Origin of the sequence: Streptomyces sp. NPDC006450, assembly GCF_040612195.1 — a bacterium.
Lineage (GTDB): Bacteria > Actinomycetota > Actinomycetes > Streptomycetales > Streptomycetaceae > Streptomyces.
Genome location: NZ_JBEXPT010000180.1, coordinates 1 through 8,864, shown reverse-complemented (window position 1 = coordinate 8,864; position 8,864 = coordinate 1). Strand labels below are relative to the sequence as shown.

At 71.2% G+C, this 8,864-nt stretch carries 8 protein-coding genes; 5 read left to right on the top strand and 3 right to left on the bottom strand.

Annotated features, from left to right (window positions below; all coding sequences use genetic code 11):
- A partial coding sequence (locus ABZY57_RS30710) for a bifunctional DNA primase/polymerase (RefSeq protein ID WP_356517484.1) occupies positions 1–831 on the bottom strand: 831 nt, incomplete at its 3' end.
- 629 nt (positions 832–1,460) lie between these two features.
- Here ABZY57_RS30710 and ABZY57_RS30705 point away from each other — a divergent pair.
- Complete coding sequence (locus ABZY57_RS30705) at positions 1,461–3,008, top strand: FAD-dependent monooxygenase (RefSeq protein ID WP_356517482.1); 1,548 nt, start codon at positions 1,461–1,463, stop codon at positions 3,006–3,008.
- Positions 3,009–3,067: 59 nt separating this feature from the next.
- Here the strand turns inward: ABZY57_RS30705 and ABZY57_RS30700 are convergent, their stop codons facing one another.
- Positions 3,068–3,748: a ScbR family autoregulator-binding transcription factor gene (locus ABZY57_RS30700; protein WP_356517480.1), complete on the bottom strand. Its 681-nt coding sequence runs from the start codon at positions 3,746–3,748 to the stop codon at positions 3,068–3,070.
- Between the two features lie 95 nt (positions 3,749–3,843).
- Between ABZY57_RS30700 and ABZY57_RS30695 the strand changes: the two genes are divergently transcribed.
- Positions 3,844–4,773 (top strand): NAD(P)H-binding protein, encoded by a 930-nt coding sequence (locus tag ABZY57_RS30695; protein WP_356517478.1) that lies wholly within the window; start codon positions 3,844–3,846, stop codon positions 4,771–4,773.
- On the opposite strand, the gene ABZY57_RS30690 is transcribed toward ABZY57_RS30695, so the two are convergent.
- Positions 4,716–5,711 carry a ScbA/BarX family gamma-butyrolactone biosynthesis protein gene (locus ABZY57_RS30690; protein ID WP_356517476.1) on the bottom strand — a complete coding sequence of 332 codons (996 nt, stop codon included), beginning with the start codon at positions 5,709–5,711 and terminating at the stop codon, positions 4,716–4,718. The two genes, ABZY57_RS30695 and ABZY57_RS30690, sit on opposite strands and share 58 nt — an antisense overlap.
- 477 nt (positions 5,712–6,188) lie before the next feature.
- Here ABZY57_RS30690 and ABZY57_RS30685 point away from each other — a divergent pair, with 477 nt between their 5' ends.
- The 3 genes from ABZY57_RS30685 to ABZY57_RS30675 all read left to right on the top strand — a co-directional run bounded on the left by ABZY57_RS30685 (position 6,189) and on the right by ABZY57_RS30675 (position 8,741).
- Positions 6,189–6,392: an acyl-CoA carboxylase subunit epsilon gene (locus ABZY57_RS30685; protein WP_356517474.1), complete on the top strand. Its 204-nt coding sequence runs from the start codon at positions 6,189–6,191 to the stop codon at positions 6,390–6,392.
- Between the two features lie 124 nt (positions 6,393–6,516).
- Positions 6,517–8,109: an acyl-CoA carboxylase subunit beta gene (locus ABZY57_RS30680; protein ID WP_356517472.1), complete on the top strand. Its 1,593-nt coding sequence runs from the start codon at positions 6,517–6,519 to the stop codon at positions 8,107–8,109.
- Between the two features lie 11 nt (positions 8,110–8,120).
- Complete coding sequence (locus tag ABZY57_RS30675; RefSeq protein WP_356517470.1) at positions 8,121–8,741, top strand: ScbR family autoregulator-binding transcription factor; 621 nt, start codon at positions 8,121–8,123, stop codon at positions 8,739–8,741.
- Positions 8,742–8,864: the final 123 nt, after the last annotated feature.

The following is an 8,864-nucleotide window of genomic DNA, read 5'->3' as shown; positions in this document are numbered from 1 at the left end:
ACCTCCTCGGGGTCGGTCGGGAAGGCCTTCGGCATGCCGAGGCGGGTGGCCAGGCCGTGCAGGACCTCCAGGTCGGAGCGGACCCCCGGCGGCGGACAGGTGCCCGGTGCGCTCCAGCTCCCGCGCGAGCCAGGACGGCAGGGGGGCGGGTTCACGTGCGGGTCCCACGGGCCGGTAGACGCCGGCGCGGGTCACGGTCCCGGGAGCCACGATGTACCCGCCGCAGGCGCGTACGTCGACCTGCCAGGCGAGGGCTCGGGCCCCGCCCGAGCCGGTGGAGCACTGCCAGCGGCGGCCGTCGTCGTCCCGGTACCAGACGTGCAGGCCCCCGGACGGAGTGCGCACGCGCAGGGTGGAGGCGTCGTCCGCCGGGGCGGCGGCGCCGCGCAGGGCGGCCAGCAGGCCCAGGGTGTGGAATCCGTCGGCCAGTCCGGTCAGGTCGATCCCGGAGGAGATCCCGACGCCGGGCAGCAGGCGGTCCCGGCCGGGCAGCTCCCGCTCGTGCGCGTCGATGTCGATGACGACCAGGCCCGCGGGCCCGCAGGCCACGCCGACGCCGTGCCCGGGGTGCGCGCCCCACCACTGCTCGATCCGGTCGAAGTCGAGCGTCGCCGCGTGGAACCCGTGGCACCAACGGCCCGCCCGCGGACAGTCGCATGCTGCCCGGTCGTGTCCGGGCGCACGGCACGCGTCGCAGTTGCCCACGGGCGTCTTGCGGCCCGGGGCGAGAGGGTGAACCGGCCAGCCCTGGCGCGCACACCACCGGGCGACCGACGCAGCACTCGTGAACTGCCCTGGGTCGCTGCGCGAAACCCGCAGCTCAGCTGCCATTACTTCCCCCGTCAGCGACTGAAGCGACTCACGCCCGAAATCACACTAGCGAAACTCTCGCGGCGCGAGAGAAATGTGAGCCTGAACAGTTGTACGTATCCACTCGGACATCCAGCGACCGAGCGACTCACCGGACAGCGATCGAGGATGGTTCGGTCGCTGCTGGAGTCGCTCGCAAAACCGCAGGTCACAGGCCTGCGTGCAGGGGAACAGCGACTGAAGCGACTCAGGGTCCCCATGTATGACGCACACGCGCACACACGCGCACACGCCAATGTCTCCATATACCCGGACCGTGAGTCGCTTCAGTCGCTGTCCGGCTCGTCACGCCAATCTGACCTGGGGTTTTCCTTTTCCGTGCGCAGCGACTGAACGGTCGCCGAGTCGCTGTGCCCCGACTGTTTCCCGCTCGAGCCCCGCTGCCCCCGCTTTTGAGCGGGAAGCGAGCAGCGACCCGACCCCGCAGGAGGGCCCGCCCGAGGTCCGCGTCCGGCCCCCGCCTCCGACGGGCGCGGCCGTCACTCCTCGTGGAGGTTCCGATTCCGGTGCGTGGCGACCCGGGGCCCGGATCCGGCTTGCCGTGGACCCTGGAAAAAACAGCGTAGCCGGTATATTTTCGCTTTCCTACGGTGGCCGGGGGCGAAGGGGGTACCGCTGTGCGGGAGTTACGTGCGGTGCGGGCACAGGTCGTGGTGGTGGGGGGAGGGCCCGTCGGAATGCTGGTCGCGGCCGAGTTGGCCGCGTACGGGATCGACACGGTGCTCCTGGAGGCGCAGGACGGGGTGTCGGAGCGGCCCAAGGCGACCACGCTGCACGCCCGGGCGGTCCAGGGCCTCGCCCGGCGGGGGTACCTGCCCGGCTGCAGGGCCCCGTACGCCGGGCACCGGGCGGGGCGGCCCTTCCATTTCGCCGGGCTGCCGGGCCTGGTCATCACGGCTCCCGCGAACGAGCCGGAGCCGATCCTCAAGTGCCCGCAGGCCGAACTGGAGCGGCTGTTCGAGCAGCGGGCCGTGGCGGCCGGGGCGCGCATCCTGCGCGGGTACCGGGTGACGGAGGTCCACCAGGAGGCGGACGAGGTGTGGGTCGCGGCCGAAGGGCCGCAGGGGCCCGCCCTGTTCGTGGCCCCGTACGCCGTGGGGGCCGACGGGGCGCGCGGCAGCGTCCGGGAACAGATGGGCATCGCCTGCGACACCCGTCCCGCGTCGGTGTCCGCGCTGATGGGGGCCGTCCGGCTCGAGGCCCCGGACGCGCTGGCCGACGGCTGGCACCGCACCGCGCGCGGCTGGATCGTGGCCAAGCGGGACCCGGCGGGCCATACGCACCTGCGGACGCTCAACTGCGCCGGCGCCCACGAGGACCGGCAGCTGGAGCCCACCCTGGAGGAGCTGCGCCGGGAGGTGTCCTGGATCGCGGGGCGCGACATCGCGATGAAGGAGCCGCGCTGGCTCAGCCGGTTCAGCGATTTCACCCGGCTGGCCTGCGCCTTCCGCGCGGGAGGCGTCTTCCTGGTGGGGGACGCGGCGCACGTGCACTTCCCGATCGGCGGGCAGGGCCTGAGCACCGGGGTGCTGGACGCGCTGAACCTGGGCTGGAAACTGGCGCTCGCGGTGCTCGGGGCGGCGGGCAGGGGCCTGCTGGACACCTACGACGCGGAGCGCCGGCCGGTCGCCGGGCGGGTCATCGAGAACACCCGGGCGCAGCTCGCGCTGATGAGGCCGGGACCCGAGTCCGACGCGCTGCGCGGGGTGTTCACCGGGCTGCTGGCCTCGGAGGACGGCCAGGACGGCCAGGGGAGCCATGGGCATCTCGGCGCCATGGTCAGCGGCCAGGACACCGTGCTGCCGCCCCTCACCGGGTGCCCGTCACCTGCGGCAGGAACGTTTCTGCGGAACATCGCTCTCACCACGGCAACGGGTGAGAGCGATGTGATCGAGCTGCTGCGGGCGGGCCGGCCGCAGCTGCTGCTCTTCGGCGAGAAGGGACGCGGCTACCGGGACCAGGCGCGGGAGTGGGAGGGGATCGTACGGGTGGTCACCGCCCAGCCCACGCCCGAAGTGCCGTACGAGGCGCTGCTGGTGCGGCCCGACGGCTACATCGGCTGGGCCCCCGGCGGCGAGGAACTGGGCGTGGCGCTGTCGGCGTACTTCGCCGCGGGCGCCCGGGTGGGGGCTCCGTGACGGAGGCGTGGGCGCGGCGGGAGGGGGCCGCGGGTGCGTCCCCTCCCGGTTTCGGCCGTTCAGACGGCGGCTTCCGCGGCTTCCGCGGCGCCCTGCTCGCCGGTCAGCTTCAGGGCCTCGGCGTACACCATGGCTCCCCGGTTCTCGGAGAGGTCCAGCGAGGCGAGGACGGAGGACACCACCACGCTCGGCAGCAGGTGGCGCAGCAGCGCGGACAGTCTCGCCGGCAGGTCGGCGTAGTTGCAGACGGCCTGGGACATGGACTGGATGCCGGCGAACGAGGCCACGATCACCTCGGCGGTCTCGACCGGAACCACGTGGGGCAGCAACTCGCCCTGGGCCCGGGCCTTCTCGAGCAGCGCCTGGCCGACCTCGGTCCAGCGCAGGAACGGGCCGCTGCGGTCGAGGCCGTTCGCCTGCTGGTCCATGGTCAGCCGTACGCCCGCGCGCACCATGGGATCGGTCTGCAGGCGGTACGCGTGCAGCATCACCGCGTCCACGACCTCCTGCACCTTCGAGGCGCGGTCGGGAACGATCAGCCGCTGGTCCTGCTCGGCGAGCACGCCCAGGGCCAGGTCGCCCTTGGACTGGAAGTGGAAGTACAGGGCCCCCTTGGTGACCCCGGCCTCGGACAGGATCTGGGAGATCGTCGCCGCTTGGTACCCGTGTTCCTCAAAGATCTTGGCTGCCGACGAAAGGATCGTCTGGCGTGTGCGGATGGCTCGTACCTGCTCAACCACGGTGCCCTCCTTCCTCCTCGGGTCGACGGGGTATGGGAAGCCATAAGAGACCGCCCGGTTTGTATCTTACAGCGGGTTAACAGGGAGGGAAGATCATGATTCTGATCACAGGAGCGACGGGGACGATCGGGCGTGAGGTGGTCCGCCTGCTGCCGGCGCACCTCGCGGTCCGCATCCTGGCGAGGGACCCTGCGGCCGTCACCGGTGTACCCGCGACGGCCGAGACCGTTCAGGGGGACTACGCGGACCCGCGCTCGCTGATGCGCGCGCTGAGCGGGGTGCGGGCCGCCTTCCTGGTGACGAATCGGATCGCGGACGACGACGCGCGCTTCTTACGGGCCGCGCGTTCGGCCGGGGTGCGCCACGTCGTGAAACTCTCCGCCGCCGGGGTCACGGACGGCGAGGCCGAGGACCTGATCACCCGGTGGCAGCGCGGCAACGAGGAACTGTGGCGGGGGTCCGGACTGGAGTGGACCCTGCTGCGGCCCCGCCTGTTCATGTCCAACACCCTCTCCTGGGCGGGGTCCGTCCGTACGCACGGCGCGGTGCGGGCGCTCTACGGGGCGTCGGCCAACGCCTGCGTCGATCCCCGCGACGTCGCCGAGGTGGCGGTGCGCGCGCTCACCGGGGACGGGGCGGGGTATGCAGGCAGGGCCCTGACACTGACCGGGCCGGAGCCGATCACGGCGGTCCGGCAGACGGACCAGCTCGCCGAACTGCTGGGCCGTCCGCTGCGCTTCGAGGAGCTCGGTCCCGGACGGGCGCGCACGGTGCTGGCCGAGCGCTATCCGCGGGACGTCGTCGACGCTCTCCTGGAGCGGGCCGAGCGGCAGCGCGAGGGCTGCAAGAGCGAGGTGGACGGGACCCTTCCCGCCCTCCTCGGCCGGCCGGCCCGTTCCTTCCGCGTGTGGGCCAGGCGCCATCTGAGCGCTTTCCGTGCATCGGTGGAGCCGTATTCCGCGGCCGGTCAGAGCCCGTGCGAGCCCGCCGTCACGGTGGCGGAGAAGACGGGCTCACCGGCCTGACGGGCGGTCACGAGGACCGTCTGTTCGCTGGGGGAAGCCGCGTCGTCGAGCAGGCGGGCCTCGATCATGCAGGGCGCGTCGAGCTCGACGTACCGCTTGAACCGGTTGGTGAGGGCGAGGGGCAGGTAGGAGGACCGGCCCAGCACGGCGGCCGTGGCCTGGCGGGCGGCCTCGATCAGAACCGTGCCGGGTATGTGGTCGACCGGGTGCTCGAAGAGCACGGGGTGGCGGGTGTCCACGCGCAGCTGCCAGCAGGCCTCCTCGCCCGTGGGGGAGAGCACGACGTCCATGGGCGACATGCGCCCGACGCTCTGCGGCGCCGCCGGGCTGATGAGGGGCAGCCGGTGCCAGTCCCCGCCGACCGTGTGGTCGCCGCGGACCCGCTGGTAGACCGCGGGCGCCAGACAGGAGTAGGAGCCGGTGCCGGTCGCGACGACGTGTCCGTCGCGGTGGAAGACCGCCTCGATGCGCAGCCCTGCCAGCTTCCCGCCGCGCCGGGTGATCTCGGTACAGGTGACGTCGATGCTGAGCGCCGCGGGTGCGTAGCCCACCATGAGGTGTTCCGGGCGTACGGCGATGTCGAGGTCCCAGATGACGAACTGGTGGCCGAGGGGCACGCCGAACTCGGCGTGGCCCAGCAGGATGCCGATCTGACGGATGGTCTCGCAGGCGATGAGTGGGTCGTGGTAGCCGTCCGCCACCGGGGTGAAGAAGCTGTGGCCGCGGGGCCACTGGGCCGTCACGCGGAAGTGGGTGTCGTCCACCCGCGCCCAATCGGTGAGCAGGACTTCGGCGACGGCCGACCGGTGTACGAGTTCCTTGGGAACGGTACTGGTCAGGGTCGTGGCGCCGGCGACGCGGGCCGTGACGGCGGTAACCGCGGAGGCCTGTCTCGTCGTGGTGTCGAAGGCTGTGCGCTCCATTTGAGTCGTGCTCACAGACGTAGCTCCCTCTGGGCTGTTGGAGTCGTGCTCGGATTGGCCCTTTGGCCGGGAAGATACATACCAACCGGTTTAGTCTCTAGTGGTTCTCAGGTACCTCAGCCAAGAATTGGCGGAGGCATTTACTCCGATTCGCCTGTTCGTCCTGGTGGGGCGCCGTTCTCCCAGGCCGGGCGGCTTCTCGCCCCCCGATGCCGGACCCGACCGCGTTGAGCAGGGTGCGAGCCGTTCTCGAGCGGCGTCGGCAGGGGTGTCCGCACCCGCGTTCCGCTTCTGGCCGGCCGCCTCGTCCCAAACCGCACGGACGGGTTGTCGGGTGCCCCGGGATCGCGGTCCGGGGCGTGGTGGCCTCCGTGGGTCCTGAGGTGCCGGGCGTCCGCCGGCGCCGAACCGGGGCCCGAGCCCGTCTCGAGCAGGGCGAGAGCGGTCCTTGAGCTGGGTGTCCGACGGTGGCCGGAGACCTGAGGAGGGGCAATGGTCGAGTCGGACACCGGGAAGTTCGCGCTGCGGATCGAGCGCGGGTCGGTCAGCGAGGAAGAGCTGGCCGCGCTCACCGTCGTGCTGTGCTCGGTAATGGCGCAGCGGGACGAGGTGGACGGGGAGGAGTTGCCCGATGTCCCGCTGTGGCGACGCGAGCGGTCCAGCGCGGCCTATCGCTCCCCCTATCACTGGCGGTAGCGCCAGCGAGGGCATCTATCCATGGCTGATCTCGTGTGCCCGCCATACTCCCGTCATGCAAACCGCATTGGCGGTTTGTTACGGTGAGGTCGTCGATCGGGCCGCACTCTGGGAGGGACGTGTCGTGACCGTTGTGAATGACATCTCTCGGGCTTCTGCGGAGACGGCGGACGCTTACGGGCGTGTGGCCGAACTGCATGCGGTCCGTGCGCAGGCGCTCGCCGGGCCGAGCGAAAGGGCGACCGAGGCGCAGCACGCCAAGGGCAAGCTCACCGCCCGTGAGCGGATCGCGTTGCTGCTCGACGAGGGCTCGTTCAACGAGGTCGAGCAGCTGCGCCGGCACCGGGCGACCGGCTTCGGGCTGGAGGACAAGCGCCCGTACACCGACGGCGTCATCACCGGCTGGGGCACGGTCGAGGGCCGCACGGTCTTCGTCTACGCGCACGACTTCCGGATCTTCGGCGGTGCGCTGGGCGAGGCCCACGCGACGAAGATCCACAAGATCATGGACATGGCCATCTCGGCCGGTGCCCCGCTGGTCTCCCTGAACGACGGCGCGGGTGCCCGTATCCAGGAGGGCGTCTCCGCGCTCGCCGGGTACGGCGGCATCTTCCAGCGCAACACCAAAGCCTCGGGCGTGATCCCGCAGATCTCGGTGATGCTGGGCCCGTGCGCCGGCGGCGCGGCGTACTCGCCGGCGCTGACGGACTTCGTGTTCATGGTCCGGGAGACCTCGCAGATGTTCATCACCGGCCCGGACGTGGTCCGTGCGGTGACCGGCGAGGAGATCACCCAGAACGGGCTCGGCGGCGCGGACGTGCACGCCGGCACCTCGGGCGTGGCGCACTTCGCGTACGACGACGAGGAGACCTGCATCTCCGAGGTCCGCTACCTGCTCTCCATGCTTCCGCAGAACAACCGCGAGTTCCCGCCGTGCGTGCCGTGCACGGATCCCCAGAGCCGGCGCACCGAGGTGCTGCTGGACCTGGTTCCGGCCGATGGCAACCGCCCGTACGACATGGCCAAGGTGATCGAGGAGCTCGTCGACGACGGCGACTACCTGGAGGTCCACGAGCGCTGGGCGCGCAACATCATCTGCGCCCTGGGGCGGCTGGGCGGCCAGGTGGTCGCCATGGTGGCCAATCAGCCGCAGTCCCTGGCCGGTGTGCTCGACATCGAGGCCTCGGAGAAGGCGGCGCGCTTCGTCCAGATGTGCGACGCCTTCAACATCCCGATCATCACGCTGCTCGACGTGCCCGGCTTCCTGCCGGGCGTCGACCAGGAGCACGGCGGCATCATCCGGCACGGCGCCAAGCTGCTGTACGCGTACTGCAACGCGACGGTGCCGCGGATCTCGCTGATCCTGCGCAAGGCCTACGGCGGCGCGTACATCGTCATGGACTCCCAGTCCATCGGCGCCGACCTGACCTACGCCTGGCCCACCAACGAGATCGCGGTGATGGGCGCCGAGGGCGCCGCCAACGTCATCTTCCGCCGGCAGATCGCCGACGCCGAGGACCCCGAGGCGATGCGCGAGCGCATGGTCAAGGAGTACAAGGCCGAGCTGATGCACCCGTACTACGCGGCCGAACGCGGCCTCGTCGACGACGTCATCGACCCGGCCCAGACCCGCGAGGTCCTCATCAGCTCGCTGGCGATGCTCCGCAGCAAACACGCAGACCTTCCCTCCCGTAAGCACGGCAATCCCCCGCAGTAACGGAGCACTCGATGGCCAAACAAGAACGTGCGGTGCGGACGCGGGAGAGTCTGATCAGATCCGCGGCCGAGATCTTCGACCGCGAGGGCTTCACGGTGGCGTCCCTCGCCATGATCAGTACGCAGGCCGGAGTGAGCAGCGGAGCGCTGCACTTCCACTTCGCCAGCAAAGCGGCCCTGGCCGAGGCCGTGGAGAGCGCTGCGCTGGACCGGTTGCGGATCATCGCCGGGGTGGCGTCGCGGGAGGGGGCGGGCCGGCTCCAGTACCTGGTCGACGTGACCCACGGGCTCGCCCTGGGGCTGCGCCGGGACGTGGTGCTGCGGGCGGGGTTCGGGCTGGGCGGCGAAGCGGGCCGCGTGACGCCGGGCGACCTGCGTGAGCACTGGCGGCAGTGGGTCGAGCAGGCCGTGGCGGAGGCCGAGAAGGCGGGGGAGCTGCGGCCGGGGGTGGCGCCCGAGGACGCCGTGACCGCGGTGGTGGCGGCGACCGTGGGCTTCGAGGTGCTCGGCTCCCGGGAGGAGGCCTGGCTCGCGCCGCGTACGATCGCCCGGTTCTGGGAGCTGCTGCTGCCGGCGCTGGCGGCGGGGGACCGCCTCGCGGCGTTGGAACCGGAAGGATCATCGGACGGGTAGGAGAGACCAGGCGGTCTGTTTCCGTTGGTTAATGAAATCTTGGCCCGGTTCTCCATTTTTCTGCGTTTCAGCAGGTCAGGGTAGGTTCGGCAGGCGGCCTCGGCCCTTCGCGTGGTCGCGAAG